25 protein-coding genes are annotated in these 25,874 nt (G+C 73.6%); 19 read left to right on the top strand and 6 right to left on the bottom strand.

What is annotated here, in order from left to right; genetic code table 11:
* The first annotated feature begins 129 nt into the window (after positions 1–129).
* The gene (glmM, locus tag ACFQ6N_RS14600; RefSeq protein WP_380649265.1) at positions 130–1,494 is read left to right on the top strand and encodes a phosphoglucosamine mutase; all 1,365 of its coding nucleotides are present in this window, start codon (positions 130–132) and stop codon (positions 1,492–1,494) included.
* Positions 1,495–1,578: 84 nt separating this feature from the next.
* Here glmM and coaA read toward each other — a convergent pair whose 3' ends face one another.
* Entirely contained in the window at positions 1,579–2,574 is a 996-nt protein-coding gene (gene coaA, locus ACFQ6N_RS14595; RefSeq protein ID WP_380649263.1) for a type I pantothenate kinase, read from the bottom strand.
* Positions 2,575–2,673: 99 nt separating this feature from the next.
* Between coaA and glmS the strand changes: the two genes are divergently transcribed.
* Entirely contained in the window at positions 2,674–4,530 is a 1,857-nt protein-coding gene (gene glmS / locus ACFQ6N_RS14590) for a glutamine--fructose-6-phosphate transaminase (isomerizing) (RefSeq protein WP_380649261.1), read from the top strand.
* Positions 4,531–4,571: 41 nt separating this feature from the next.
* Here the strand turns inward: glmS and ACFQ6N_RS14585 are convergent, their stop codons facing one another.
* Positions 4,572–5,120 (bottom strand): Uma2 family endonuclease, encoded by a 549-nt coding sequence (locus tag ACFQ6N_RS14585; RefSeq protein ID WP_380649331.1) that lies wholly within the window; start codon positions 5,118–5,120, stop codon positions 4,572–4,574.
* 179 nt (positions 5,121–5,299) lie between these two features.
* Here ACFQ6N_RS14585 and ACFQ6N_RS14580 point away from each other — a divergent pair, with 179 nt between their 5' ends.
* The 5 genes from ACFQ6N_RS14580 to ACFQ6N_RS14560 all read left to right on the top strand — a co-directional run bounded on the left by ACFQ6N_RS14580 (position 5,300) and on the right by ACFQ6N_RS14560 (position 10,477).
* Entirely contained in the window at positions 5,300–6,775 is a 1,476-nt protein-coding gene (locus tag ACFQ6N_RS14580) for an NAD(P)H-hydrate dehydratase (RefSeq protein ID WP_380649259.1), read from the top strand.
* Positions 6,776–6,929: 154 nt separating this feature from the next.
* Complete coding sequence (alr, locus tag ACFQ6N_RS14575; protein WP_380649257.1) at positions 6,930–8,129, top strand: alanine racemase; 1,200 nt, start codon at positions 6,930–6,932, stop codon at positions 8,127–8,129.
* A complete protein-coding gene (locus tag ACFQ6N_RS14570; RefSeq protein WP_380649255.1) occupies positions 8,126–9,466 on the top strand; it encodes an alpha/beta fold hydrolase in 1,341 nt (446 codons plus the stop codon). The genes alr and ACFQ6N_RS14570 overlap by 4 nt, the downstream gene beginning before the upstream one ends.
* Positions 9,467–9,617: 151 nt before the next feature.
* Positions 9,618–10,115 (top strand): tRNA (adenosine(37)-N6)-threonylcarbamoyltransferase complex ATPase subunit type 1 TsaE, encoded by a 498-nt coding sequence (gene tsaE / locus ACFQ6N_RS14565; RefSeq protein WP_380649253.1) that lies wholly within the window; start codon positions 9,618–9,620, stop codon positions 10,113–10,115.
* Between the two features lie 143 nt (positions 10,116–10,258).
* Positions 10,259–10,477, top strand: coding sequence for a hypothetical protein (locus tag ACFQ6N_RS14560; protein ID WP_380649251.1), 219 nt, complete (start codon positions 10,259–10,261; stop codon positions 10,475–10,477).
* A 7-nt stretch (positions 10,478–10,484) separates the two neighbouring features.
* Here the strand turns inward: ACFQ6N_RS14560 and ACFQ6N_RS14555 are convergent, their stop codons facing one another.
* The gene (locus tag ACFQ6N_RS14555; RefSeq protein ID WP_380649329.1) at positions 10,485–11,048 is read right to left on the bottom strand and encodes a hypothetical protein; all 564 of its coding nucleotides are present in this window, start codon (positions 11,046–11,048) and stop codon (positions 10,485–10,487) included.
* 153 nt (positions 11,049–11,201) lie between these two features.
* Between ACFQ6N_RS14555 and tsaB the strand changes: the two genes are divergently transcribed.
* The 5 genes from tsaB (at position 11,202) to ACFQ6N_RS14530 (ending at position 14,839) form a co-directional block, all read left to right on the top strand.
* The gene (gene tsaB / locus ACFQ6N_RS14550; RefSeq protein ID WP_380649249.1) at positions 11,202–11,876 is read left to right on the top strand and encodes a tRNA (adenosine(37)-N6)-threonylcarbamoyltransferase complex dimerization subunit type 1 TsaB; all 675 of its coding nucleotides are present in this window, start codon (positions 11,202–11,204) and stop codon (positions 11,874–11,876) included.
* 23 nt (positions 11,877–11,899) lie between these two features.
* Positions 11,900–12,418, top strand: coding sequence for a ribosomal protein S18-alanine N-acetyltransferase (rimI, locus tag ACFQ6N_RS14545; protein WP_380649328.1), 519 nt, complete (start codon positions 11,900–11,902; stop codon positions 12,416–12,418).
* On the top strand, positions 12,411–13,517 hold the full coding sequence (tsaD, locus tag ACFQ6N_RS14540) for a tRNA (adenosine(37)-N6)-threonylcarbamoyltransferase complex transferase subunit TsaD (RefSeq protein WP_380649247.1): 1,107 nt from the start codon (positions 12,411–12,413) through the stop codon (positions 13,515–13,517). The genes rimI and tsaD overlap by 8 nt, the downstream gene beginning before the upstream one ends.
* Positions 13,514–13,774, top strand: a complete 261-nt coding sequence (locus tag ACFQ6N_RS14535; RefSeq protein ID WP_380649245.1) for a hypothetical protein — start codon at positions 13,514–13,516, stop codon at positions 13,772–13,774. The genes tsaD and ACFQ6N_RS14535 overlap by 4 nt, the downstream gene beginning before the upstream one ends.
* Before the next feature lie 144 nt (positions 13,775–13,918).
* Positions 13,919–14,839: a polysaccharide deacetylase family protein gene (locus ACFQ6N_RS14530; RefSeq protein ID WP_380649243.1), complete on the top strand. Its 921-nt coding sequence runs from the start codon at positions 13,919–13,921 to the stop codon at positions 14,837–14,839.
* A 3-nt stretch (positions 14,840–14,842) separates the two neighbouring features.
* Here the strand turns inward: ACFQ6N_RS14530 and ACFQ6N_RS14525 are convergent, their stop codons facing one another.
* Both ACFQ6N_RS14525 and ACFQ6N_RS14520 read right to left on the bottom strand, forming a co-directional pair.
* Positions 14,843–16,018, bottom strand: coding sequence for a methyltransferase domain-containing protein (locus tag ACFQ6N_RS14525; protein WP_380649241.1), 1,176 nt, complete (start codon positions 16,016–16,018; stop codon positions 14,843–14,845).
* Between the two features lie 49 nt (positions 16,019–16,067).
* Positions 16,068–16,403 (bottom strand): hypothetical protein, encoded by a 336-nt coding sequence (locus ACFQ6N_RS14520; protein ID WP_380649240.1) that lies wholly within the window; start codon positions 16,401–16,403, stop codon positions 16,068–16,070.
* A gap of 346 nt (positions 16,404–16,749) precedes the next feature.
* On the opposite strand from ACFQ6N_RS14520, the gene groES reads away from it, so the two are divergent.
* From groES to ACFQ6N_RS14505, 3 genes are all read left to right on the top strand, one after another.
* The gene (gene groES / locus ACFQ6N_RS14515) at positions 16,750–17,055 is read left to right on the top strand and encodes a co-chaperone GroES (RefSeq protein WP_014136232.1); all 306 of its coding nucleotides are present in this window, start codon (positions 16,750–16,752) and stop codon (positions 17,053–17,055) included.
* A 115-nt stretch (positions 17,056–17,170) separates the two neighbouring features.
* Complete coding sequence (gene groL / locus ACFQ6N_RS14510) at positions 17,171–18,796, top strand: chaperonin GroEL (protein WP_380649238.1); 1,626 nt, start codon at positions 17,171–17,173, stop codon at positions 18,794–18,796.
* A 304-nt stretch (positions 18,797–19,100) separates the two neighbouring features.
* Positions 19,101–20,096 (top strand): LysR family transcriptional regulator, encoded by a 996-nt coding sequence (locus ACFQ6N_RS14505; protein ID WP_380649236.1) that lies wholly within the window; start codon positions 19,101–19,103, stop codon positions 20,094–20,096.
* A gap of 98 nt (positions 20,097–20,194) precedes the next feature.
* Here ACFQ6N_RS14505 and ACFQ6N_RS14500 read toward each other — a convergent pair whose 3' ends face one another.
* Positions 20,195–20,521, bottom strand: coding sequence for a WhiB family transcriptional regulator (locus ACFQ6N_RS14500; protein WP_189916090.1), 327 nt, complete (start codon positions 20,519–20,521; stop codon positions 20,195–20,197).
* 562 nt (positions 20,522–21,083) lie between these two features.
* Between ACFQ6N_RS14500 and ACFQ6N_RS14495 the strand changes: the two genes are divergently transcribed.
* From ACFQ6N_RS14495 to ACFQ6N_RS14480, 4 genes are all read left to right on the top strand, one after another.
* On the top strand, positions 21,084–21,695 hold the full coding sequence (locus ACFQ6N_RS14495) for a response regulator transcription factor (RefSeq protein ID WP_014136228.1): 612 nt from the start codon (positions 21,084–21,086) through the stop codon (positions 21,693–21,695).
* 332 nt (positions 21,696–22,027) lie between these two features.
* The gene (gene shbA, locus ACFQ6N_RS14490; protein ID WP_380649233.1) at positions 22,028–22,744 is read left to right on the top strand and encodes an RNA polymerase sigma factor ShbA; all 717 of its coding nucleotides are present in this window, start codon (positions 22,028–22,030) and stop codon (positions 22,742–22,744) included.
* 278 nt (positions 22,745–23,022) lie between these two features.
* Entirely contained in the window at positions 23,023–24,525 is a 1,503-nt protein-coding gene (guaB, locus tag ACFQ6N_RS14485; RefSeq protein WP_380649232.1) for an IMP dehydrogenase, read from the top strand.
* Positions 24,526–24,721: 196 nt separating this feature from the next.
* Positions 24,722–25,849: a GuaB3 family IMP dehydrogenase-related protein gene (locus tag ACFQ6N_RS14480; RefSeq protein ID WP_380649231.1), complete on the top strand. Its 1,128-nt coding sequence runs from the start codon at positions 24,722–24,724 to the stop codon at positions 25,847–25,849.
* Positions 25,850–25,874: the final 25 nt, after the last annotated feature.

Raw genomic sequence — 25,874 nt, 5'->3', positions numbered from 1 at the left:
ACCCCCCTGGTTGCGCGAACCGTCGCCCCGGAGTACCACGTGTACTCCGGGGCGACGTGTTCCCCGGCTACTGTGCGGCGGCCGGGATCATCGGTTGGGTTCCGAGCAGTGGTGATGGAGGACGGGACAGTGGGACGACTCTTCGGTACGGACGGCGTGCGCGGGGTGGCCAACGAGGGACTGACGGCGGAGCTCGCGCTCGGGCTGTCCGTCGCGGCGGCGCACGTGCTCGGCGAGGCCGGTGCCTTCGAAGGCCACCGGCCGGTCGCGGTGGTCGGTCGTGACCCGCGCGCCTCGGGCGAGTTCCTGGAGGCCGCCGTCATCGCCGGCCTGGCGAGCGCCGGTGTCGACGTGCTCCGGGTCGGCGTCCTGCCCACCCCCGCCGTGGCCTACCTCACCGGCGCGCTCGGCGCCGACTTCGGCGTGATGCTGTCCGCCAGCCACAACGCCATGCCGGACAACGGCATCAAGTTCCTCGCCCGCGGCGGCCACAAGCTGGACGACCGGATCGAGGACGCGATCGAGTCCCACTACCGCAAGCACACGCTCGGCGAGGAGGACTGGAACCGTCCGACCGGCGCGGCCGTCGGCCGGGTCCGCGAGTACACCGAGGGCTTCGACAAGTACGTCGCCCACCTGATCGGCGTGCTGCCCAACCGCCTGGACGGCGTCCGGGTCGTCATCGACGGCGCCCACGGCGCGGCCGCCTACGTCGCCCCCGAGGCCTTCGCCCGGGCCGGCGCCGAGGTCGTCCACACCCTGGGGGCCGAGCCCACCGGCCTCAACATCAACGACGGCGTCGGCTCCACCCACCTGGACCGGCTGCAGGCCGCGATGAAGGAGTACCGGGCCGACCTCGGGATCGCCTTGGACGGCGACGCCGACCGCTGCCTGGCCTCCGACGCCGACGGCAACGAGGTGGACGGCGACCAGATCATCGCCATCCTCGCGGTCGCCATGAAGGAGGCCGGCACCCTGCGCGGCAACACCGCGGTGGCCACCGTGATGTCCAACCTGGGCTTCAAGCTGGCCATGGAGCGCGAGGGCGTCGAGCTGGTCGAGACGGCCGTCGGCGACCGCTACGTGCTGGAGGCCATGAAGGAGCACGGCTTCGCGCTGGGCGGCGAGCAGTCCGGCCACGTCATCCTGCTGGACCACGCCACCACCGGCGACGGCACCCTCACCGGCCTGATGCTGGGCGCCCGGCTGGCCGCCACCAAGCAGCCGCTGGCCGACCTGGCCGCCGTGATGACCCGGCTGCCGCAGGTCCTGATCAACGTCAAGGGCGTCGACAAGGGCCGGGTGAACACCAGCGCCGAGCTGACCGCCGCGGTCGCCGCCGCCGAGGCCGAGCTGGGCGCCACCGGCCGGGTGCTGCTGCGCCCGTCGGGCACCGAGCCGCTGGTCCGCGTGATGGTCGAGGCCGCCGACGCGGCGCAGGCCGAGGCGGTCGGGCAGCGGCTGGCCGAGGCGGTGCGCACCCACCTGGGCTGAGGCCCGGGGTGGTGCTCCGAACGTGGGGAAGGCCCCCGCCGGTTCGTCCGGCGGGGGCCTTCCGCTGTTCGGGTGGCGGGCGGCTCAGAGCTTGCGCAGCAGTGCCCGGCGGACCTTGTGGTCCTGGCCCTTCTGCAGGATCAGGGTGGCGCGGCCGCGGGTCGGCAGCACGTTCTCCAGCAGGTTGGGCTTGTTGATGGTGCGCCAGACCTGCCGGCCGTACTCCATCGCCTCCTCCTCCGGCACCTCGGTGAAGCGGCGGAAGTAGGAGTTCGGGTCCTGGAAGGCGGTCTCCCGCAGCTTGCGGAAGCGGTCCAGGTACCAGTGCTCGATGTCGTCGGTCCGGGCGTCGACGTAGATCGAGAAGTCGAAGTAGTCGGCCACCGCGAGACGGGTGCGGCCGTCCGTGCCGGGCAGGGCCGGCTGGAGCACGTTCAGGCCCTCGACGATCAGGATGTCCGGGCGCTCCACCGTCAGCCGCTCGTCGGGCACGATGTCGTACACCAGGTGCGAGTAGACCGGGGCGCTGACGCGCTCCTTGCCCGCCTTCACGTCCGCGACGAAGCGCGTCAGCGCCCGGCGGTCGTACGACTCGGGGAAGCCCTTGCGGGCCATCAGGCCGCGGCGGCGCAGCTCGGCGTTGGGGAGCAGGAAGCCGTCGGTGGTCACCAGCTCGACCCGGGGGTGCTCGGGCCAGCGGGCCAGCAGCGCCTGGAGCAGCCGGGCCGTGGTGGACTTGCCGACGGCCACCGAGCCGGCCACGCCGATGATGAACGGCGTCCGGGTGCGTTCGGTGTCCGGGGTGTCCAGGAAGGTGCCCAGGGTGCCGCGCAGCTCGTGCGTGGCGTGGATGTACAGGTTCAGCAGCCGCGACAACGGCAGGTAGACGTCACGCACCTCGTCCAGGTCGAGGGCGGTGCCGAGTCCGCGCAGCTGCTCCACCTCCTCGGCGGTCAGTGGCAGCGGCGTACGCTCGCGCAGCGCGCTCCACTCGGCCCGGCTGAGGTCCACGTAGGGGGACGGGGACGGGCCGGGCGTGGCGGCGCCCCGCGTACAGAGTTCGGTCAGCACATGCTCCATTGTGAGCCGTAGCGGCGTTCACGGTGCTTGTGGTGTCGGTCACGCAGCGTTCGCGCGAGCCGGGAAAACGGCCACAGAACCGCCCTTATGCTGGCACGCATGTGCGGAATTGTTGGATACGTGGGCGCGCAGTCCGCCCTCGACGTAGTAATCGCAGGCCTGCAGCGGCTGGAGTACCGGGGCTACGACTCGGCCGGTGTCGCGGTGCAGGTACAGGACTCCGACGGGCAGTGGAGCCTGTCCACCGACAAGCGGGCCGGGAAGCTCGCCAACCTGGAGAAGTCGCTCGCCGAGACCCCTCTGCCCGGCGGCACCACCGGCATCGGCCACACCCGCTGGGCCACTCACGGCGGCCCGACGGACGCCAACGCCCACCCCCACCTGGACGACCACCAGCGGGTCGCCGTGGTGCACAACGGCATCATCGAGAACTTCGCCCAGCTGCGGGCCGAGATCGCCGGGCGCGGCCACACCCTCCGGTCCGAGACCGACACCGAGGTCGTCGCCCACCTGCTGGGCGAGGCCTACCAGGGCGACCTCGCCGAGGCCATGCGGGTGGTCTGCCGTCAGCTGGAGGGCGCCTTCACCCTGGTGGCCGTGCACGCCGACGCGCCGGACGTCGTCGTGGGCGCCCGCCGCAACTCCCCGCTGGTCGTCGGCCGGGGCGAGGGCGAGAACTTCCTCGCCTCCGACGTCTCCGCCTTCATCGCGCACACCCGCGAGGCGATCGAGCTGGGCCAGGACCAGGTCGTCGAGCTGCGCCGGGACGGCGTGACCGTCACCGACTTCGACGGCGCCCCGGCCGAGGTGCGCGAGTACCACGTGGACTGGGACGCCTCCGCCGCCGAGAAGGGCGGCTACGACTACTTCATGCTCAAGGAGATCGCCGAGCAGCCGAAGGCCGTCGCCGACACCCTGCTGGGCCGGATCGGCACCGACGGCCGGCTCACCCTCGACGAGCTGCGGATCTCCGACGCCGACCTGCGCTCCATCGACAAGGTCGTCATCGTCGCCTGCGGCACCGCCTTCCACGCCGGCATGATCGCCAAGTACGCGATCGAGCACTGGACCCGCATCCCCTGCGAGGTCGAGGTCGCCTCGGAGTTCCGCTACCGCGACCCGATCATGGGCCCGGGCACGCTGGTCATCGCCATCTCGCAGTCCGGCGAGACCATGGACACCCTGATGGCCCTGCGGCACGCCCGCGAGCAAGGCGCCAAGGTGCTGGCGATCTGCAACACCAACGGCTCGACCATCCCGCGCGAGTCGGACGCGGTGCTGTACACGCACGCCGGGCCGGAGGTCGCGGTCGCGTCCACCAAGGCGTTCCTGACCCAGCTGGTCGCCTGCTACCTGGTCGCCCTCTACCTGGGCCAGGTGCGCGGCACCAAGTGGGGCGACGAGATCTTCGCCGTCATCAAGGAACTCGGCGACGCGCCCAAGCAGGTCGAGCAGGTGCTGCAGACCATGGAGCCGGTCCGCGAGCTGGCCCGCTCGCTGGCCGACGCCCGCTCCGTGCTGTTCCTCGGCCGCCACGTCGGCTTCCCGGTGGCCCTGGAGGGCGCGCTCAAGCTCAAGGAGCTGGCGTACATGCACGCCGAGGGCTTCGCGGCGGGCGAGCTCAAGCACGGCCCGATCGCGCTGATCGAGGAGGGGCTGCCGGTCGTGGTGGTCGTTCCCTCGCCGCGCGGGCGGTCGATCCTGCACGACAAGATCGTCTCCAACATCCAGGAGATCAGGGCCCGCGGCGCCCGCACGATCGTGATCGCAGAGGAGGGCGACGAGGCCGTCGTCCCGTACGCGGACCACCTGATCCGCATCCCGGTCACCCCGACCCTGCTCCAGCCGCTGGTCTCCACCGTCCCGCTCCAGGTCTTCGCCTGCGAGCTGGCCACGGCCAAGGGCCACGAGGTCGACCAGCCGCGCAACCTGGCGAAGTCGGTCACCGTCGAGTAGCACGCGCCCGTCGGCAACGGCGCCCCTGCGGTGGCTGCGTCCTACCGCAGGGGCGCCGTGTCGAGCGTGAAGGAGAACGGCGCGGGCAGGTCGATCGACTTGCCGAACTCGACCTTGGTCCGGGTGATGTAGTCCTCGCCCTCGGGGTTGGTGAACAGGGTGACCACGCCGTCCGTCCGGTCGATCAGCAGGTAGCACGGGATCCCGGCGGCGGCGTAGCCCCGGCGCTTGGGCTCGCGGTCCTTGTGCGGGTTGATCGAGGTGACCTCGAAGACGAGGAGGACGCCTTGCGCCGGGGCCCAGGAATCCAGATGGTCGAACTGGTCGGCCGGGACGACGGTGCCGTCAGGGATGTACCGGCCGTTGGGAGTGATCAGGCCTTTGACGCCCGCGATGTCGAGATCGATCGCGGCATTCCGGAAGAACTGCTTGGCGAGCTTCGAGACCGCGCCCTCGTGGTGTCCGTCCGGCGGCGGCGTCACGACGATTTCCCCTTCGATGAACTCGGCCTTGCTTCCCAGCGGGGTGTCCAGCCTCAGGAACGTCTGGAGAAGGCTGTCCTCGCCCAGCGGGTGCTCGACTGCCGGCATGGCGACCATGGCCCTTCTCCCTCCTGTGGGTCCGTGCCGAGCCACAAGGTAGGCGTACGGACCGACACCGGTGGGGGATCGAAGTGGTTGTCACTCGAAATTGTGCCGCAGGCCCGGCTCCCGTGGGGCGGTGGCGCGGGCTAGCGTCGGCGGTAGCCGACTGCTGAAGGAGCCCCCGAATGCGTCATGCACACCCTGTGGACACCGTCCGGGCCGCCGAGGCCGGGCTGATGGCGCGGCTGCCCGAGGGGACGCTGATGCAGCGGGCGGCCGTCGGGCTGGCGGCGACCTGTGCGCGGTTGCTGACCCGGCGTCGGGGGCGGGTGTACGGCAGCCGGGTGGTGGTGCTGGCGGGCAGCGGGGACAACGGGGGTGACGCCCTGTACGCCGGGGCGGCGCTGGCCCGGCGCGGGGCGCGGGTGACGGCGGTGCTGCTGGTGCCGGAGAAGGCGCACGTGGGTGGGCTGGCCGCACTGCGGGCGTCCGGCGGACGGGTGACGGCGGAGCAGGACGTCGGCCTGGCCGACTTCTCGTGCGCGGACCTGGTGCTGGACGGGATCGTCGGCATCGGCGGCCGGGGCGGGCTGCGCCCCGGGGCCCGGCCGTACGCGGAGGCCGCGCGGCGCGGGGTGGTGGTCGCGGTGGACCTGCCCAGCGGCGTGGACGCCGACACCGGCGAGGTGCCGGGCGCCGCGCTGCGCGCCGACGTCACGGTCTGCTTCGGCACGTACAAGCCCGGGCTGCTGGTCGACCCGGGGGCCTCCTACGCGGGTGCCGTGCAGCTGGTCGGCATCGGGCTGGAGCTGCCCCCGGCGGACGTGACGGCGCTGCAGCACGCGGACGTGGCGGAACTGCTGCCGCTGCCCGGCGCGGAGAGCGACAAGTACCGGCGCGGCGTCGTCGGGGTGGCGGCCGGGTCGGCGACCTACCCGGGGGCGGCGGTGCTGGCGGTCGCCGGGGCGCTGCGCGGCGGCGCGGGCGCCGTCCGGTACGTCGGCACGGCGGCCGAGGAGGTGGTGCGGCGCTTCCCGGAGGCGCTGGTCACCGAGGGCGGTCCGGCCGGGGCCGGGCGGGTGCAGGCCTGGGTGGCCGGTCCCGGCGGCGGCGAGGGGGCGCGGCAGGCGCTGGCCGAGGCGCTGGCGAGCGACGTCCCGGTCCTGGTGGACGCGGACGGGCTGACCGAACTGGGCCGGCTCGGCCCGGACGCGCTGGCCGGGCGGACCGCGCCCACGCTGCTCACCCCGCACACCGGCGAGGCCGCCCGGCTGCTCGCCGGCGCCGGGGGCAGCGCGCCGCCGGCCGCCGAGGACCTGGCCGCCACCCGGCTGGCCACCGCCCGCCGACTGGCGGCGGCCTACCGCGCGACCGTGCTGCTGAAGGGCTCCACCACGGTGGTCGCCGACCCGGGCGGGGCCGTCCGGGTGAACCCCACCGGCACCTCCTGGCTGGCCACCGCCGGCAGCGGCGACGTCCTGGCCGGCCTGGCCGGCTCGCTGCTGGCGGCCGGGCTGGCGCCGCTGGACGCCGCCTCGGTGGCCGCCTACCTGCACGGCCTGGCCGGCCGGGAGGCGGCGGGCGCGCCGGGCGCCCCGGTGACGGCGCTCGCGGTGGCGCAGGCGCTGCCCGCGGTGTGGCGGGCGGTCCGCGGCGGCTGAGGGAACGGAACCGGACGCTCCGTGGCGGGCGTCCGTGCAAGGGGTGACGAGCGGTCTGCGCGCAGGTCGGTACGGCGGGCGGGGCCCGGTCGTCGGCCGCCGCGCCGATGGGCCGTTCGGCGAGGACTCCGGGACGTCTGGGAGACTGACCCTGATGACAACTGCGAACACGATCGGCACCGCCACCCTGACCGAGGGCGTGAGGGCCGAGGCGACCATCGATCTCGCCGCCCTGCGCGGCAACCTCGCGGCGCTGCGCGAGCGCGTCGGCAGCACGGCGGTGATGCTCGCGGTCAAGGCGGACGCCTACGGCCACGGCGCGGTCGAGTGCGCCCGGGAGGCGGTCGCGAACGGGATCGGCTGGCTCGGCTGCGCGACGCCCGTCGAGGCCCTGGCCCTGCGGGCCGCGGGGATCCGCCCGGAGCAGGCCCGCATCCTGTGCTGGCTGTGGACGCCCGGCGGGCCGTGGCGCGAGGCGCTCCGCGCGGACCTGGACATCTCGGTCAGCGGCCAGTGGGCGCTGGACGAGCTGCTCCCGGCCGTCCGCGAGACCGGCATCCCGGCGCGCGTGCACCTGAAGGCCGACACCGGCCTCGGCCGCAACGGCTGCCAGCCGCACGACTGGCCGCGACTGGTGGCCGCCGCCCGCCGCGCCGAGACCGAGGGCCTGCTCACGGTGGTCGGCGTCTGGTCGCACTTCGCCGCCGCCGACGAGCCCGGCCACCCGTCGATCCAGGCGCAGCTGGACTCCTACCGCACCGCGCTCGCCACCGCCGAGGCGGCCGGGCTGCGCCCCGAGGTGCGGCACCTGGCGAACTCGCCGGCCACCCTGCTGCTGCCGGAGTCGCACTTCGACCTGGTCCGCACCGGCCTGGCCGCGTACGGGCTGTCGCCGGTGCCCGAGGTGGGCGGGCCGGCCGACTTCGGGCTGCGCCCGGTGATGGCGCTGACCGCGCGGCTGGCGCTGGTGAAGCAGGTCCCCGGCGGGCACGGGGTCAGCTACGGCCACCACTACACGACGCCGGGCCCGACCACCCTGGGGCTGGTCCCGCTCGGCTACGGCGACGGCGTCCCGCGGCACGCCAGCGGCACCGGCCCGGTGCAGATCGACGGCAAGTGGCGCACGGTGGCCGGCCGGGTGGCGATGGACCAGTTCGTCGTGGACCTGGGCGGGGACACCCCCGCGATCGGCGACGAGGCCCTGCTGTTCGGCAACGGCGAGCGCGGCGAGCCGACCGCCGAGGACTGGGCCCGCGCCTGCGGCACCATCTCGTACGAGATCGTCACCCGGATCGGCGCCCGGGTGCCCCGCCGCCACCTGGGCGGCAGCCACGCCGGGGGCCCGGCGGCATGACCGACGGGCCGGCCGGGGACAGCGCGGTCGCGGCGGTCGCCAAGGCGGCCGGCGCGGCCTCCGGGGTGAGCCGGGCGGGTGTGATCGGGATCTCGGTCGGCGTGCTGGCGGCCGGTGCGGCCGCCGGGGTGGCGATCGAGCGGCTGACCGTCGGTCGGGCCATGCGCCGCCGGGCCCGGGCCGAACTGGACGCCGGTGCCCCGTACGGCTCGCTGCGCGGGCGTCCGCGCACGGTGGTGGCGCCGGACGGCACCGAGCTGTACGTGGAGACGGACGGCACCGGCTGGGAAGCGGTGGACGGCGCCGGATCCGACCGGCCCGGATCCGACCGGCCCGGATCCGATCGGCCCGGATCCGATCGGCCCGGATCCGATCGGCCCGGATCCGATCGGCCCGGAGACGGGCGGGCGGGTGCCGGCGCCGAGCCGCTGACCGTGGTGTTCTGCCACGGCTACTGCCTCAACCAGGACAGCTGGCACTTCCAGCGGGCCGCGCTGCGCGAGGGCATGCGGCTGGTCTTCTGGGACCAGCGCAGCCACGGCCGCTCCGAGCGCTCCCGCTCCTACCTGGCGGGCGAGCCGGCCGGCATCGACCAGCTGGGCGGCGACCTCAAGGCGGTGATCGACGCCGTCGCGCCGACCGGCCCGCTGGTCCTGGTGGGCCACTCGATGGGCGGCATGACGGTGATGGCGCTGGCCGACCAGCACCCCGAGCTGTTCCGGGACCGCGTCGCCGGGGTCGCCCTGATCGGCACGCTCGCGGGCGACTGGAACTCGGTGAGCCTGGGCCTGCCGAAGGCCGGCGCGAAGCTGTTCAAGAAGGTCGCGCCCGGGATGGTGAAGCTGCTGGGCCGCCAGGTCGACCTGGTGGAGGCGACCAGGCGGCTGGGCGCGGACGTGACGTCCGTCTTCTACCGGCGGTTCTCCTTCGGCGGCCGGGACGTCGACCCCGGTGTGGTGCGCTTCGCCGAGCAGCTGCTGGACGCCACCCCGATCGACGTGGTCGCCGAGTTCTACCCGGTGTTCGGCGCGCACGAGAAGTACGGGGCGCTGGCCGCGCTGCTCGGCCTGCCGGCCCTGGTGCTGGCCGGTACGAAGGACCTGCTGACGCCCTCGGCGCACAGCGAGGCGATGGCCGAGCGGCTGCCGGGGGCGGAGCTGGTGCTGGTCGAGGGGGCCGGGCACCTGGTGATGCTGGAGTGCCCGGGGCTGGTGGACCGCGAGCTGGCGGTGCTGCTGCGCCGGGCCGCCGACCACGCGGGGGCCGCGCCGCTGCCCGGGGCCGTCCTCGACCTGGCCCGGGAACCGGCCGTCGAGCCGGTCGCCGACCCGGCCTGAGGCCCGCCGGGGGCCTGCCGGGGCCCGCCTGGCCCCGTCCGAGGCCCGCCCGCCGCACCCGCCCGCCGCACCCGGGGGCGGCGATGTGGCACGGTAGCGGTGGCGGCCGGTGGTCGGCTCGCCGGTACGGACCGAAGGGCAAGACACGCGCATGGGCTCGCACGCCACTCTCACCGTCCCCACCCCGGAGCGGATGGGCCGGCTCGGCCGGGAGCTGGCCGCGCTGCTGCGGCCCGGGGACCTGGTGCTGCTCTCCGGTGAACTGGGGGCGGGGAAGACCACGCTGACCCGGGGCCTGGGGGAGGGGCTGGAGGTCCGCGGGGCGGTGACCTCGCCGACCTTCGTGATCGCCCGGGTCCATCCGTCGCTGGTCGGCGGCCCGGCGCTGGTGCACGTGGACGCGTACCGGCTGGGCGGGGACCTGGACGAGATGGAGGACCTCGACCTGGACGTCTCGCTGCCGGAGTCGGTGGTCGTCGTCGAGTGGGGCGAGGGCAAGGTCGAGCGGCTGTCCGAGGACCGGCTGGAGGTCCGGATCGAGCGCGCCCTGGGCGGCACCGCCGACGGGGACGACCAGGACCCGCGCCGGGTGCTGCTGACCGGGATCGGCCCGCGCTGGGCGGACGTGCAGCTGGGGCGGCTGGCGTAGGGCCCGTCTTCGAGTCCTGGGGTGTGTCCGGCGTGGCGGGGCGGCGGGACTTGCCGACAGACTGTCGGCAAGGTGTTGCGGGCCGGGTGCCGGGCGTGGTGGGATGGGTGCTGCGGTTAGGTCTGCCTAACTAGGGAGGCTCCATGTCGAGCACCACCCCCGCCCCGGAGCGCGCGGTCCGCGCGGCCGAGGCCGGAGAGTCCGCCCGCCGCGCCGCGGGAGAGCCGATGCGGGCCCTGCTGGCCGCCTGCGCGGCAGCCGAGGCGGTGTCCACCCCGCCCGAACCGCGGCCGCGGCAGGCCGGCCGGCCCGAACCGGCGCAGGCCGAACGGCCCGAGGCGGAGACGCCCCGGGCTGCCTGAGGCCGCCTCAGGCGACCACGACCACCTTGGTGTCCTTGGGCGCGAAGTCCCAGAGCAGCTGCCCTTCGGCGCGGCCGCTGCGGATGCCGCCGGTCTTGGCCTTCGGATCGGCGGTCGCGGCCGCGCCGTCCACCGTCGCGCTGAATCCGAACACCACGCCGTTCTGCTGCGCGAAGCGCACCACGTGCTCGATCGGGCGGCCGTCCGTCCCGGTGGTGGTCGGGGTGCGGCTGTACACCGCGTAGCTGCCGGGGGCCGGCTCGACCGAGCCCGGGACGACCGGGAAGGCGGCCGTGACCTGCGGGTTCTTCTTCGGGTCGACCAGCCAGACGTAGTGGCTGCCGACCGAGTAGACCACCCGGGTGCCGGTGCCCGAGGTGACCGGCAGCGGCGGGACGGTCGGGGTGGCCGAGGCCGTCGGCGCCGGGGCGGTGGCCGAGGCCGCCGCGGTGGTCGCGGTGGGCTTGGGGCCACCCGCCCGGTCCTGGGCGCCGTTGGCCTGGAAGGCCAGCAGGCTGACCGCCGCCAGGGCCCCCAGGGTCAGCCCCGTGACCACCACTCCAGGACCCATCTTCGCCACGTGCCGCTCCCGCTGCCGTCCCTGTTCGTACGGCCCCATCGTGCCAGGTCCCTCCGTCGGGGTCGCAGCGCCTCGGATGTGTGTTCCCGACCGGTACACCCGGCCGATCGGCCGGTCGGCCCAACGTCGGTCTAACCTTGACCCGTGCTGCTGCTCGCGTTCGACACCGCCACCCCCGCCGTCACCGCCGCCGTCCACGACGGCACGGCCGTCCTTGCCGAGACCCACCAGGTCGACGCCCGACGCCACGGCGAACTGCTGCTGCCCGCGATCGACCGGGTCCTGCGGACGGCCGGCGTGGACAAGAACCGGCTCACCGGCATCGCGGTCGGCGTCGGCCCGGGCCCGTACACCGGCCTGCGGGTCGGCCTGGTGACCGCCGCCGCGCTCGGCCACGCGCTCGGGCTGCCGGTGCACGGCGTCTGCACCCTGGACGCGATCGCCTTCCAGGCCCGCGCCGAGGGCCTGGCCGGACAGCCGTTCACGGTGGCCACCGACGCGCGCCGCAAGGAGGTCTACTGGGCCTCCTACGACGCCGAGGGCCGTCGCACCGAGGGCCCCGGCGTGGACCGCCCGGCCGAGCTGGCCGCGCTGCCGCGCTCGGTCGGCGCCGGCGCGCTGCTCTACCCCGACGTCTTCCCGGACCCGCACGGCCCCGAGCACGTGTCGGCCGGCGCCCTGGCCGGCTTCGCGGCCGCCGAGCTGGCCGCCGGGCGCGAACTGCTGCCCAACGTCCCGCTGTACCTGCGCCGCCCCGACGCCCAGGTCCCGGCCGCCTTCAAGAACGTTCTGGGCGGCAAGGCGGTGCTCCCGGCGTGAACCACGGCACCACCCTGCGCCCGATGCGGTGGTGGGACATCGCGCCGGTGATGGAACTGGAGCAGCGGCTCTTCCCCGAGGACGCCTGGTCCACCGGGATGTTCTGGTCCGAGTTGGCCGAGGCCCACGCCGGCGGCACCCGCCACTACACCGTCGCCACCGACCCGGACGGCGCCGTCGTCGGCTACGCCGGGCTGATGGCGATCGCCGGCGAGGGCGACGTCCAGACCATCGCCGTCGACGACCGCCGGCAGGGCGGCGGCCTCGGCACGGCACTGCTCACCGACCTGATCCGGGAGTCCGCCCGGCGCGGCTGCGCCGAACTGCTCCTGGAGGTGCGGGTGGACAACCCGCGCGCCCAGCGGCTGTACGAGCGCCACGGCTTCCGACCGGTGGGCATCCGGCGCGGCTACTACCAGCCCGCCAACGTCGACGCGCTGGTGATGCGCCTCGACGACCCGCGCCTCGACCACCCGGGCCCCGACCGCCCGAGCACCGACAGCACCGACCCGAAGGACATTGAGGACACCCGCCATGGCTGACGAACCGCTCGTCCTCGGCATCGAAACCTCCTGCGACGAGACCGGCGTCGGCATCGTGCGCGGCACCACGCTGCTGGCCGACGCGGTCGCCTCCAGCGTCAACGACCACGCCCGCTTCGGCGGCGTCGTCCCGGAGATCGCCAGCCGCGCCCACCTGGAGGCGATGGTCCCGACCATCCAGCGCGCCCTGGACACCGCCGGGATCAAGGCGAGCGACCTGGACGGCATCGCGGTCACCGCGGGCCCCGGCCTGGCCGGCGCGCTGCTGGTCGGCGTCAGCGCCGCGAAGGCGTACGCCTGGGCGCTGGACAAGCCGCTGTACGGGGTCAACCACCTCGCCTCGCACATCTGCGTCGACCAGCTGGAGCACGGCCGGCTGCCCTCGCCGACGATGGCCCTGCTGGTCTCCGGCGGGCACTCCTCGCTGCTGCTCAGCGAGGACATCACCAGCGACGTGCGCCCGCTCGGCGCGACCATCGACGACGCGGCCGGCGAGGCCTTCGACAAGGTCGCCCGGGTGCTCGGCCTGGGCTTCCCCGGCGGCCCGATCGTCGACCGGACGGCCCGCGAGGGCGACCCGAAGGCGATCGCCTTCCCGCGCGGCCTGAGCGGCCGCAACGACCCCGCGTACGACTTCTCCTTCTCCGGGCTGAAGACCGCCGTCGCCCGCTGGGTGGAGGCCAAGCGCCGGGCCGGCGAGGAGGTGCCGGTCGCCGACGTGGCGGCGTCCTTCCAGGAGGCCGTCACCGACGTGCTCACCCGCAAGGCCGTCAAGGCGTGCAAGGACAACGGCGTCGACCACCTGATGATCGGCGGCGGCGTCGCGGCCAACTCGCGGCTGCGCGAGATGGCCCAGCAGCGCTGCGACCGGGCCGGCATCCGGCTGCGGGTGCCCCGGCCGGGCCTGTGCACCGACAACGGCGCGATGGTCGCGGCGCTGGGCGCCGAGATGGTCTGGCGCGACCGCAGGCCGTCCGCGCTCGACCTGTCCGCCGACTCCTCGCTGCCGGTGACCGAGGCGCACGTGCCCGCCGCGGACACCGGGCACGGGGACGTCCACGGCCAGGCCTACCGGGCCCTCGGCGGCGGCGCCGCATGACCGTCGCCGCGATGTGGGAGGCCCGGGCGGCGGACGGCCGGGGCGCCGAACTCGGTGCCTGGGTGCGGGGGACGGCGCTGCCCGCGCTGCGCGGCACCGCCGGGCTGGAGCGCGCCGAACTGTTCGGCGCCGCCGGGGACCGGGTCCTGCTGATCACCTGGTGGAGCGGTGAGCCGGTGCCGGTCGCCGACCCGCCGGCCGGACTCCTCGGCCGCCCGGTGCACCGCTGGTCCTTCACCAGCGAGCACGTCGAGTAGGCCCGGCGGCGTCCGGCCGCCCCCGCCGGACGGGCCGCACGGACCCGGCCGCGCCGGACGGGCGGCCCCCGCAGGGAACCGCGGCCCCGGCCGCTACCGTGCATAGCTGAGAGAAGGCTGGACGGGAACCGGGAGCGCGGTGCGGTGAGCAGGGACGGTCGGAGCAGGACCAGGACCAGGACGTACGCGGCGGGGGCGCTGGCGCTGCTGGCCTTCGCCACCGCGTGCGGGGACAACGGCGGAGGCGGCGGCGCCGCGCCCGCCGCCGGTACGACGACGACACCGGCCGGGCCCCGGCCCACCGGCGCCGCACCGGCCGGTACGGCCGCCACCCCCGGCGCCACGGCCCCGGCGGGCGGGGACGCGGCGGCCTGGGCGAAGTGGAAGCTCACCCCGCTGGCGTCCGCCCCGGCACCGCCCGCGGACAAGCCGGTCAAGCTCGAACGGACCGGCCCGGTGCCGGTGTTCAGCGACGTGAAGACGAGCGACAAGGTCGTCTTCATCACCATCGACGACGGCGCCGAGAAGGACCCGAAGTTCGTCGAGATGCTGACCGACCTCAAGGTGCCGATCTCGATGTTCCTGACCAGGGACATCGTCAAGAACGACTACGGCTACTTCAAGCCGCTCCAGGCGCTGGGCAACCACATCCAGAACCACACCGTGGACCACCCGGTGATGAGCAAGATCCCGCCGGAGAAGCAGAAGTCCGAGATCTGCGACGACCAGTCCGCGCTCACCCAGCAGTACGGCACCGCGCCGCTGCTGTTCCGGCCGCCGTTCGGGGACGGCGCCAACACCCCGACGCTCAACACCTCGGTGCAGGAGTGCGGCCCGCGCGCGATCGTGCTGTGGCGCGAGTCGATGCAGATCCACGACATGCAGTACCAGGCGGCGGACAAGAAGCTGAAGCCCGGCGACATCATCCTGGCCCACTTCCGCGGCCCCAAGGAGCTCAAGGGCGCCACGATGACCCAGATGTTCGGCGACCTGCTGGCCCGGATCCAGGAGCAGGGCTTCTCGGTGGCCCGGCTGGAGGACTACATCCAGGCACCGGCCTCCTGACCGTCAGGAGGCCCGGACCGGCTGCCCCAGCATCATCAGCGGGCCGTTGTCGGTGCGGCTGAGGATCACCGTGACGGAGTTCGGCCCGGAGGGCTTGAGCTGGCGGCGCAGTTCCTCCGGGGTGATCGCCATCCCGCGCTTCTTGATCACCACCGTGCCGACCGCGCGCTCGCGCAGCAGCGCCTTCAGCTTCTTGATGTGGAAGGGCAGCACGTCGGTGAGCTCGAAGGCGTGCGCGTACGGGGTGGCCACCAGCTCGTCCGAGGTCACGTAGGCGATCTTGGGGTCGATCAGCCGGCCGCCGACCTGCCCGGCCACCTCGGCCACCAGGTGGGCCCGGATCACCGCGCCGTCCGGCTCGTACAGGTAGCGACCGACCGGGCCGGCCGGCGGGTCGGGCAGGTCGCCGCCGGTCAGGGTGGCGCCCTGCGGCAGCAGGGTGGCGCGGTGCGGGGCGGCGGCCCCGGTGCCGAACCAGAGCACCGCCTCCTTGACGTCGCCGTGGTCGGAGACCCACTCGGCCTCGGCGTCCTCGGGGACGGCCTCGTGCGGGATGCCCGGCGCGACCTTCAGTGCCCCGATCGGGGTCCGCCGGCCGGCCGCGATCGCCCAGGAGAGCGGCGGGGCGTACGCCTCGGGGTCGAACACCCGGCCGCGCGAGGTCCGGCGGGCCGGGTCGGTGAACACCGCGTCGTAACCGGTGACGTCCACCTCGGCGACGTCCGCGCAGCGCACCTCGACCAGCTCGGACAGGCCCAGCGCGGCGGCGTTCGCGGCGGTGGCGGCACAGGCCTCCGGGTCCCGGTCGACGGCCAGCACCTCGATGCCGGCCCGGGCGAGCGCCAGCACGTCCCCGCCGATGCCGCAGCACAGGTCCGCGAGCCGCCGTACGCCCAGCCCGGCGAACCGCCTGGCCCGCCACTCGGCCACGCTGCGCCGGGTGGACTGCTCGACCCCGTTGGGCGTGAAGTACATCAGGTCGGCGTCCGCCCCGAACTTCGCCCGCGCCCGCTGCCGCAGCCGCGCCTGCCCGAAGGCCGCCGACACCAGCTCCGCCGGGTGCCCCCGGCGCAGCCGGGTCGCCAGCGCCAGCTCCTCCTCGGGGGTGAACTCGCGCAGTTCGGCGAGCAGGGCCTGGCCCTCGGGGGTCAGCAGCGGCTGGAGGTTCTCGGTTTCCACGGCGCCATTCTCGCCGGTCGGCCGGGCGGCCACCCGCCGCGGACGGCGTTCACCGGCCGATGACGGGGATGCCGGAGGCCGTCCAGCCGACGAGCAGCACCAGCGGCAGCGCGGCCACGGTGGCGTACGGCGTCACCCGGTAGCCGCCCCGCCGGGTGCTCCGGAAGGTCAGCGTCAGCAGCACGAGCATGACCGCGACGCCGAAGACGTCCAAGAGCACCGTCAGGGGGTGGTGCAGGGCGAGGAACTTCAGCACGTTCAACACGATCGTTCCGAGGAACGCGACCACCGCGGTGGCCGCGAGCATCACCGCGGCGAGCACCAGGTCCGCCGCCCAGTGGATCCGCCGGGGCTCGGGCGCGGCCTGGGGCCGGTTCACCGTCACCGGACGTCCCCGGTGGGGAGCGGGCTCGGCGACGGCAGGGCGGGGGCGGCGTCCTTCGGCCGGGACGGGCCGGGACGCACCGGGAGCGATGTCATGGCAGGAGTCTGGCGGAGTCCGGCTTTCCCGTACACGAGTTCGGCGGAGTCGACCGTGAGCGAGGGCTTCCGGGGCGCGCCGTTGGCACTCTGGTTGACTGAGTGCTAACACGGGCCTATGGTCGTCCTTGGCACTCCCCACCGTGGGAGTGCTAACGCGAAAACGTGTGTCTGACCCCCGCGACGGCAGGCCCGCAGGTTCGCCAACTACCCGTTAGAAGGCCCCGTAATCTCCGAAGGGGAGCTCGGACGTGACCACCAGCAGCAAGGTTGCCATCAAGCCGCTCGAGGACCGCATTGTGGTCCAGCCGCTCGACGCCGAGACCACCACGGCCTCCGGCCTGGTTATCCCGGACACCGCCAAGGAGAAGCCCCAGGAGGGCGTCGTCCTGGCTGTCGGCCCGGGCCGCTTCGAGGACGGCCAGCGTCTGCCGCTCGACGTCGCCGTCGGTGACATCGTCCTGTACTCGAAGTACGGCGGCACCGAGGTGAAGTACCAGGGCGAGGAGTACCTCGTCCTCTCGGCGCGCGACGTTCTCGCCATCATCGAGAAGTAAGTCGTTCTGACCCGCCCCGGATCCGTGTCCCAGTGACAGGGGCCCGGGGCGTGGTTGTTGGTTCACGTAGTTCGGCGGCCGGTGGGCCTGCCGCAGCCCCGAGGGAATAGGGAACATGGCGAAGATCCTGCAGTTCGACGAGGACGCCCGCCGCTCGCTGGAGCGCGGTGTCAACAAGCTGGCCGACACCGTCAAGGTGACCATCGGCCCCAAGGGCCGCAACGTCGTCATCGACAAGAAGTTCGGCGCCCCGACCATCACCAACGACGGTGTCACCATCGCCCGTGAGGTCGAGCTGGACGACCCGTACGAGAACCTTGGCGCGCAGCTCGTCAAGGAGGTCGCCACCAAGACCAACGACGTCGCGGGTGACGGCACCACCACCGCCACCGTGCTGGCCCAGGCCCTGGTCAACGAGGGTCTGCGCAACGTCGCCGCCGGTGCCGGCCCGGCCGCCCTGAAGAAGGGCATCGACAAGGCCGTCGCCGCCGTCTCCGAGCACCTGCTGTCCATCGCCCGCGAGATCGAGGGCAAGGACGACGTCGCCGCCGTCGCGTCCCTCTCCGCGCAGGACACCCAGGTCGGCGAGCTGATCGCCGAGGCGATCGACAAGGTCGGCAAGGACGGTGTCATCACCGTCGAGGAGTCGAACACCTTCGGCGTGGAGCTGGACTTCACCGAGGGCATGCAGTTCGACAAGGGCTACCTGTCGCCGTACTTCGTCACCGACGCGGAGCGGCAGGAGGCGGTCCTGGAGGACCCGTACATCCTGATCAACCAGGGCAAGATCTCCTCCATCCAGGAGCTGCTGCCGCTGCTGGAGAAGATCCTCCAGGGCGGTGCCTCCAAGCCGCTGCTGATCATCGCCGAGGACGTCGACGGCGAGGCGCTGTCGACCCTGGTCGTGAACAAGATCCGCGGCACCTTCAACGCCGTCGCCGTCAAGGCCCCGGGCTTCGGCGACCGCCGCAAGGCGATCCTCGGCGACCTGGCCACCCTCACCGGCGGCACGGTCATCTCCGAGGAGGTCGGCCTCAAGCTCGACCAGGTCGGCGTCGACGTGCTGGGCACCGCCCGCCGCGTGACCATCACCAAGGACGAGACCACGGTCGTCGACGGTGCCGGTGACGCCGAGGCCGTGGCCGGCCGCGTCGCCCAGATCAAGGGCGAGATCGCCGCCACCGACTCCGACTGGGACCGCGAGAAGCTGCAGGAGCGCCTGGCCAAGCTGGCCGGCGGCGTCTGCGTCATCAAGGTCGGCGCCGCCACCGAGGTGGAGCTGAAGGAGCGCAAGCACCGCCTGGAGGACGCCATCTCGGCGACCCGTGCCGCGGTCGAGGAGGGCATCGTCGCCGGCGGCGGCGCCTCCCTGGTCCACGCCCAGAAGGTGCTGGACGGCGGCCTGGGCCTGTCGGGCGACGAGGCGACCGGTGTCGCGGTCGTCCGCAAGGCGCTCGCCGAGCCGCTGCGCTGGATCGCCCAGAACGCCGGCCTCGAGGGCTACGTCATCACCCACAAGGTCGCCGAGCTGGAGGCGGGCTTCGGCTACAACGCCGCCACCGGCGAGTACGGCGACCTGCTGAAGGCCGGCGTCATCGACCCGGTCAAGGTCACCCGCTCCGCCCTGGAGAACGCCGCCTCGATCGCCTCCCTGCTCCTCACCACCGAGACCCTCGTGGTGGAGAAGAAGGAAGAGGAGGCCGACGCCGGTCACGGCCACGGTCACGGCCACTCGCACTGAGGCCCGAACGACTGACCGGAGGCCCGGTCCGCGCCCCGCGAGGGGTGGCGGGCCGGGCCTCCGGCTGTTACTCGCACGCTCGCCTCCGGGGCGCTTTGGGCCCGGTGCCGACGGTCGGCGCTCCCTCGCTCTCCCCCAGCCTTCGGCCGGGGGGACCCCCATCTCGCTCCCTCGCTTCTCCCTTTCGGCACCGGCGCGCCCCTTCGGCTCGGGGCGGGGGGCGCCCGTCAGCCTTCTGCCGCCCTTGAGGCTTCAACTATCAGTAGAATTTTGCAGAACGCAAAGATTGCCTTATAACTAAGGCATGATCGAGGCCCGCCACCTGCGCGTTCTGCGTGCCGTCGCACGCACCGGCTCCTTCTCCGCCGCCGCTCGCGAGCTGGGCTGTACACAGCCCGCCATCAGCCAGCAGATGAAGGCCCTGGAGAAGTCCGTCGACACCCCGCTGGTGGTCCGCTCGGGCCGCGGGATGCAGCTCAGCGAGGCCGGGCGGGTGCTGCTCAAGCATGCCACCGGGATCCTGGCCGGGCTCTCCGCCGCCGAGGAGGAGGTGGCCGCGATCGCCGGGCTGCGGGCCGGCCGGGTGCGGCTGGTCTCCTTCCCGACCGCGAGTTCCACCCTGGTGCCGCCCGCGGTCGCCCGGCTGCGGGACAGCCATCCGGGGGTGCGCGTGTCGCTGGTCGAGGCGGAGCCGCCGGAGTCGCTGGCGATGCTGCGCGGCGGCGAGTGCGAGATCGCGCTGGCCTTCCGCTACCCGCAGTCCGACGGCGGCGCCGCGCTGCCGGCGCCCGCGCACGGTACGCCGCGCGAGGCGCGCGCCGAGGCCAATCTGGAGGCGCAGCAGCTGACGGCCGGGACGGACTGGTCCGACCTGGTGGCCACCCCGCTGCTGGACGACCCGCTGGTGGGCCTGCTGCCCGCCGCCCACCCGCTGGCCGGGCGGAGTGGACCGGTGGGGCTGTCCGAGCTGGCGGGGGAGCAGTGGATCGCCGGCTGCCCGCAGTGCCGGGGGCACCTGGTGGAGCTGTGCGCCGGGGCGGGCTTCGAGCCCCGGATCGACTTCGCGACGGACGACTACCCGGCGGTGGTCGGCCTGGTGGCGGCCGGGCTGGGGGTGGCGGTGTTGCCCCGGCTGGCGTTGCAGTCGGTGCGCCCTGACGGCGTGTCGACGGTGCCGGTGCGGACGGCCGCGGGGGTGCCGGCGGTGCGCCAGGTGGTGGCGCTGACGCTGCCCGACCTGGCCGAGGTCCCGGCCGTGGCGCTGATGCTGGAGCGGCTGGCGGGGGCGGCCGCCCGCTGACGGCGGGTGGCGGCGGGTGACGGGGGACCCGCACCGTCGGTGACCGGCTTGAGGCGCCGCGAAGAAACGTTTCTTCACGGCGCACCGGGGAGGCGGGTCTAGTGCCGCGCGATCGCCGGCGGGGTCAGCGGGACCTCCACCAGCCGGTGCCGCGAGCGTCCCAGCATCTCCTCGCGCTCGTCCTCGGTCATCCCGCCCCAGACGCCGTACGGCTCGCGGACCGCCAGCGCGTGCGCCGCGCACTCGGCGATCACCGGGCAGCGCATGCAGACCTCCTTGGCGCTGGCCTCGCGCGAACTGCGCGCGGCCCCTCGCTCGCCCTCGGGGTGGAAGAAGAGCGAGCTGTCCACGCCACGGCAGGCTGCGGAGAGCTGCCAGTCCCAGAGGTCCGCGTTGGGACCGGGGAGGCGGGAGAAATCTGCCATGGCTCATTCCCTTCAGAGGCTGTCGGCCGTCGGCCGGGCGTTCGGCGGGGCTGCTGCCGAGCGGCACGGCGGGGCTTCGATGCACTGGTGTGGACACCTGGAAATATGACTTAAGGCAACTCCATGGACAAGTCACCCACACACTGGCACAACAGTCAATGACCATACGAAAGCTATAAAAACGGGCAAAGTGGGCAAGGGCTTCCGGCGGGCGCGGGCGTGGCAATCGGGTGGCCGACGGGCGCACGACGGGCCGAATCGGTGTGCGGGTCGTACGCCCACCGCGTGCGAGCTGCGCAAAAGTGCGGCGTGTGCACCGCGATGCGGCTGATCGGTAATGGGTTGGCCACGTACAGTGGTGGAGATGGCCCTGAAGGCCGTAACTCATTCGAGTGACGGTCGTTGGAAGTGCGGAGGCGGTTAGCGGGCGCCGGACGTCGGGAACGATCGCGGGCAATTGGGGCGATCAGGACGGAGTCTGTCGCCGATCGGCCGTGTCGGAGAGGTTCGTACCAGCCAGGAGGCTCAACGTGACGCGGATCAGCTGCGGAGGACGACGGTCATGACTTCCGTTCTCGTTTGCGACGATTCCCCGCTCGCCCGCGAGGCGCTTCGCCGCGCCGTCGCGACCGTACCCGGTGTGGACCGGGTCACCACCGCGACGAACGGGGAGGAGGTCCTCCGCCGCTGGGTGGCCGACCGCTCCGATCTCGTTCTGATGGACGTCCGGATGCCCGGCCTCGGCGGGGTCGAGACGGTCCGGCGGCTGCTGTCCGCCGACCCGGGCGCGCGGATCATCATGCTCACCGTCGCCGAGGACCTCGACGGTGTCGCGCTCGCGGTGGCCGCGGGTGCCCGCGGGTACCTGCACAAGGACGCCTCGCGCGCCGAACTGCGGGCCACCGTCACCCAGGCCCTCGCCGACCCGACCTGGCGGCTCGCCCCGCGCCGGCTGCGCAGCCCCGACATGGGGGCGGCGCCGACGTTGACGGCGCGTGAGATCCAGGTGCTGGAGGGCATGAGCCACGGCCGCAGCAACGCGGAGATCGGGCGCGAGCTGTTCCTGTCCGAGGACACCGTCAAGACCCACGCCCGACGGCTGTTCAAGAAGCTCGGGGCCTCGGACCGCGCGCACGCGGTGGCGCTGGGTTTCCGCTGGGGCCTGGTCCGCTGACCGCCGGCGGCGCCGCCTGGTGCGGCGCGCCGTCGGTGGTTCCCGGAACGGGTGCCGCACAGGCGTGTGACGTTACGGTCCCGAGGTTGCACCATGGAGGAGTGGAGCACCTCGGGGACCAGCGGACAGGCACTGCGGCGGACCACGCAGCCGCGGGACACTCGACGGACGGCGCGACGGACGGGACCACCGACGGCGGGGCGGGAGGCGGCACGGTGCAGGAGGGGCCGGTGGTGCGCGGCACGCCGTACGGTGCCGCAGCGCATAACGTTCCGGTGCACAACTCCGGACGCGGTGCCGCGTTTTCCCGCTCGACCAGGCACCATGGACCGATGCGCGACGACGTCGCCGGTGCGGCCGGCCAGGCGGACCCGGTGGAGGGCGAGCCCTCCGGCCCGGGTCACGATCCGTCGTACGCCGATCCGGGCGGCTCCGGGGCCGGGGCGGGACCGCGCCGCCCGCCGGTGCTCGGCACGGGCGGCTCGCCGCTGGTGGGCGAGCTGGTCGCGGCCGCCGTGCGCGGCGAGGGCCCGGCGATCGACGCCCTGCTGGCCTACGTCCACCCGCTGGCGCTGCGCTACTGCCGGGCCAAGCTGGTCCGGCTGCCCGGCGGCGCCCGGCACCATGTGGACGACGTCGCGCAGGAGGTCTGCGTCGCGGTGCTCTGCGCGCTGCCCCGGTACAAGGACCAGGGGCGGCCGTTCGAGGCCTTCGTGTACGGCATCGCCGCGCACAAGATCGCCGATCTGCAGCGGGCCGCGATGCGCGGACCCGGCTCCACCGTCGTCCCGCAGGACGACCTGCCGGAGGTGCCGGACGAGGCGCTCGGCCCGGAGGAGCAGGCACTGCTGAGCAGCGACGCGGCCTGGGCCAAGGAGCTGCTGTCCAACCTGCCGGCCCGTCAGCGCGAGCTGGTGCTGCTGCGGGTGGCCGCCGGGCTGTCGGCGGAGGAGACCGGCGAGGTGCTCGGGATGTCGCCGGGCGCCGTCCGGGTGGCCCAGCACCGGGCCCTCAGCCGGCTGCGGGCGCTGGCGGAGGAGTCCTCCTGAGCTGGGCTCCTGTCCGGCGGCGGCGGTTCGCCGGCCGGGCGGAATGACCCACCGGGCGGGGTTGTTGTCAAGGGCACACGAGGACACATTCGCGGTGCCAGTACCATGGGGTATCGGCGCCTGGGCGGGTTGCCAAAGTTTCGCGGGTGCGCTCGGGGTCCCCTTGGAGGATCCTCCCATTGCACCCGGCTTCGGCGGTCTGCGCGAGTGAGCGATGTATGCGCCCCCACCCTCAGGGCGTGAGCGGATTAAGGCCGGCCACGGAAGGTACCCCCCAAATGTCTTACAACGCCGCAGGCGTACCCGAGAAGTTCGCCATGCTCGGGCTCACGTTCGATGACGTCCTGCTGCTGCCCGGGGCCTCCGAGGTGCTGCCGAACCAGGTCGACACCTCCTCGCGGGTCTCCCGGAACGTCCGCGTCAACATCCCGCTGCTCTCCGCGGCCATGGACAAGGTCACCGAGGCGCGGATGGCCATCGCCATGGCGCGCCAGGGCGGCGTCGGCGTGCTGCACCGCAACCTGTCCGTCGAGGACCAGGCCAACCAGGTCGACCTGGTGAAGCGCTCCGAGTCCGGCATGGTCACCGACCCGATCACGGTCGGCCCGGACACCACGCTGGCCGAGGCCGACGCCCTGTGCGCCAAGTTCCGCATCTCCGGCGTGCCGATCGCCGACGAGGCGGGCAAGCTGCTCGGCATCGTCACCAACCGTGACATGGCCTTCGAGTCGGACCGCAGCCGCCAGGTCCGCGAGATCATGACCCCGATGCCGCTGATCACCGGCAAGGTCGGCATCTCCGGCGTCGACGCGATGGCGCTGCTGCGCCGCCACAAGATCGAGAAGCTGCCGCTGGTCGACGACGAGGGCCGGATCAAGGGCCTGATCACCGTCAAGGACTTCGTCAAGGCCGAGCAGTACCCGAACGCCGCCAAGGACTCCGAGGGCCGGCTGCTGGTCGGCGCCGCCGTCGGCGCCAGCGCCGAGGCGTTCGACCGGGCCCAGGCCCTGGTCGAGGCCGGCGTGGACTTCCTCGTGGTGGACACCTCGCACGGCCACAGCCACAACGCGCTGGCCTGGATCGCCAAGATCAAGGCGGCCGTCGGGGTCGACGTGGTCGGCGGCAACGTGGCCACCCGGGACGGCGCCCAGGCGCTGATCGACGCCGGCGTGGACGGCGTCAAGGTCGGTGTCGGCCCCGGCTCGATCTGCACCACCCGCGTGGTCGCCGGCATCGGCGTCCCGCAGATCACCGCCATCTACGAGGCCGCCCAGGCCTGCCAGGCGGCCGGCGTGCCGGTCATCGGCGACGGCGGCCTCCAGTACTCGGGCGACATCGGCAAGGCGCTGGCCGCCGGCGCCGACACCGTGATGCTCGGCTCGCTGCTGGCCGGCTGCGAGGAGTCCCCGGGCGAGCTGCTGTTCATCAACGGCAAGCAGTTCAAGTCCTACCGCGGCATGGGCTCGCTGGGCGCCATGCAGTCCCGCGGCCAGGGCCGCTCCTACTCCAAGGACCGCTACTTCCAGGCCGAGGTCGCCTCGGACGACAAGCTCGTCCCCGAGGGCATCGAGGGCCAGGTGCAGTACCGCGGCCCGCTGTCGGCCGTGCTGCACCAGCTGGTCGGCGGTCTGCGCCAGACCATGGGCTACGTCGGCGCCGGCACCATCGCCGAGATGGAGAGCAAGGGCCGCTTCGTCCGGATCACCTCGGCGGGCCTCAAGGAGAGCCACCCGCACGACATCCAGATGACCGTCGAGGCGCCGAACTACGCGAGCCGCTGACCGGTCCGCACGCCCGAGGGGCCCGTCGCTGCGCCGCAGCGGCGGGCCCCCGCGCGTGTCCGGGGCCCGGGCCGTCGCGCCGGCGCCCGGCCGCGGACAGCCGGAGGCGAGCGCGCGCCCCATGGGCGGTACGGGATACTGGGGTGCGGCCGGGGTGACCCGGCCTGGTATGAGCAACAAAGCAGAAGGGCTCGAAGTGACTGAGATCGAGATCGGGCGAGGCAAGCGCGGCCGCCGGGCGTACGCATTCGACGACATCGCCGTCGTCCCCAGCCGCCGTACCCGGGACCCGAAGGAGGTCTCGATCGCCTGGCAGATCGACGCCTACCGCTTCGAGCTGCCGTTCCTGGCCGCCCCCATGGACAGCGTGGTCTCGCCGCAGCAGGCCATCGCCATCGGCCGCCTCGGCGGCCTGGGCGTGCTGAACCTGGAAGGCCTGTGGACCCGCTACGAGGACCCGCAGCCGCTGCTGGACGAGATCGCCGCGATCACCGACGAGTCCACCGCGACCCGCCGCCTCCAGGAGATCTACGCCGCGCCGATCCGCGCCGAGCTGATCAAGCAGCGGATCCAGGAGGTCCGCGACTCCGGCGTGGTCACCGCCGCCGCGCTCTCCCCGCAGCGCACCGCCGAGTTCTCCAAGGCCGTGGTGGACGCCGGCGTCGACGTCTTCGTCATCCGCGGCACCACCGTCTCGGCCGAGCACGTCTCCAGCGCCGCCGAGCCGCTCAACCTCAAGCAGTTCATCTACGAGCTGGACGTCCCGGTCATCGTCGGCGGCTGCGCCACGTACACCGCGGCGCTGCACCTGATGCGCACCGGCGCGGCCGGCGTGCTGGTCGGCTTCGGCGGCGGCGCCGCCCACACCACCCGCAACGTGCTGGGCATCCAGGTGCCGATGGCCACCGCCGTCGCCGACGTGGCCGCCGCCCGCCGCGACTACATGGACGAGTCCGGCGGCCGCTACGTGCACGTCATCGCGGACGGCGGTGTCGGCTACAGCGGCGACATCCCGAAGGCCGTCGCCTGCGGCGCCGACGCCGTGATGATCGGTGCCGCGCTGGCCCGCGCCACCGACGCCCCGGGCAAGGGCTTCCACTGGGGCATGGAGGCCGTCCACGAGGAGCTGCCGCGCGGCAAGCGGGTGGACCTCGGCACGGTCGGCACCACCGAGGAGATCCTGACCGGTCCGTCGCACACCCCGGACGGCACCATGAACCTGTTCGGTGCGCTGCGCCGCGCGATGGCCACCACGGGCTACACCGAGCTCAAGGAGTTCCAGCGGGTCGAGGTGACCGTCAACCCGGCGCTCGACCACCGCTGAGCCCTGTGCTGACGAAGGCCCCCGC

Source organism: Kitasatospora sp. NPDC056446, assembly GCF_042796115.1.
In the GTDB taxonomy this organism is placed as follows: domain Bacteria; phylum Actinomycetota; class Actinomycetes; order Streptomycetales; family Streptomycetaceae; genus Kitasatospora.
The sequence above is the reverse complement of the archived record's forward strand: the minus strand, read 5'-3'. Positions and strand labels throughout refer to the sequence as shown.

Coding starts and splice junctions, on each gene's coding strand:
- coaA (WP_380649263.1), bottom strand. CDS start 2,574: ATGGAGCATGTGCTGACCGAACTCTGTACGCGGGGCGCCGCCACGCCC.
- glmS (WP_380649261.1), top strand. CDS start 2,674: ATGTGCGGAATTGTTGGATACGTGGGCGCGCAGTCCGCCCTCGACGTA.
- ACFQ6N_RS14585 (WP_380649331.1), bottom strand. CDS start 5,120: ATGCCGGCAGTCGAGCACCCGCTGGGCGAGGACAGCCTTCTCCAGACG.
- ACFQ6N_RS14580 (WP_380649259.1), top strand. CDS start 5,300: ATGCGTCATGCACACCCTGTGGACACCGTCCGGGCCGCCGAGGCCGGG.
- alr (WP_380649257.1), top strand. CDS start 6,930: ATGACAACTGCGAACACGATCGGCACCGCCACCCTGACCGAGGGCGTG.
- ACFQ6N_RS14570 (WP_380649255.1), top strand. CDS start 8,126: ATGACCGACGGGCCGGCCGGGGACAGCGCGGTCGCGGCGGTCGCCAAG.
- tsaE (WP_380649253.1), top strand. CDS start 9,618: ATGGGCTCGCACGCCACTCTCACCGTCCCCACCCCGGAGCGGATGGGC.
- ACFQ6N_RS14560 (WP_380649251.1), top strand. CDS start 10,259: ATGTCGAGCACCACCCCCGCCCCGGAGCGCGCGGTCCGCGCGGCCGAG.
- ACFQ6N_RS14555 (WP_380649329.1), bottom strand. CDS start 11,048: ATGGGTCCTGGAGTGGTGGTCACGGGGCTGACCCTGGGGGCCCTGGCG.
- rimI (WP_380649328.1), top strand. CDS start 11,900: ATGCGGTGGTGGGACATCGCGCCGGTGATGGAACTGGAGCAGCGGCTC.
- tsaD (WP_380649247.1), top strand. CDS start 12,411: ATGGCTGACGAACCGCTCGTCCTCGGCATCGAAACCTCCTGCGACGAG.
- ACFQ6N_RS14535 (WP_380649245.1), top strand. CDS start 13,514: ATGACCGTCGCCGCGATGTGGGAGGCCCGGGCGGCGGACGGCCGGGGC.
- groL (WP_380649238.1), top strand. CDS start 17,171: ATGGCGAAGATCCTGCAGTTCGACGAGGACGCCCGCCGCTCGCTGGAG.
- ACFQ6N_RS14505 (WP_380649236.1), top strand. CDS start 19,101: ATGATCGAGGCCCGCCACCTGCGCGTTCTGCGTGCCGTCGCACGCACC.
- ACFQ6N_RS14500 (WP_189916090.1), bottom strand. CDS start 20,521: ATGGCAGATTTCTCCCGCCTCCCCGGTCCCAACGCGGACCTCTGGGAC.
- ACFQ6N_RS14495 (WP_014136228.1), top strand. CDS start 21,084: ATGACTTCCGTTCTCGTTTGCGACGATTCCCCGCTCGCCCGCGAGGCG.
- shbA (WP_380649233.1), top strand. CDS start 22,028: ATGCGCGACGACGTCGCCGGTGCGGCCGGCCAGGCGGACCCGGTGGAG.
- guaB (WP_380649232.1), top strand. CDS start 23,023: ATGTCTTACAACGCCGCAGGCGTACCCGAGAAGTTCGCCATGCTCGGG.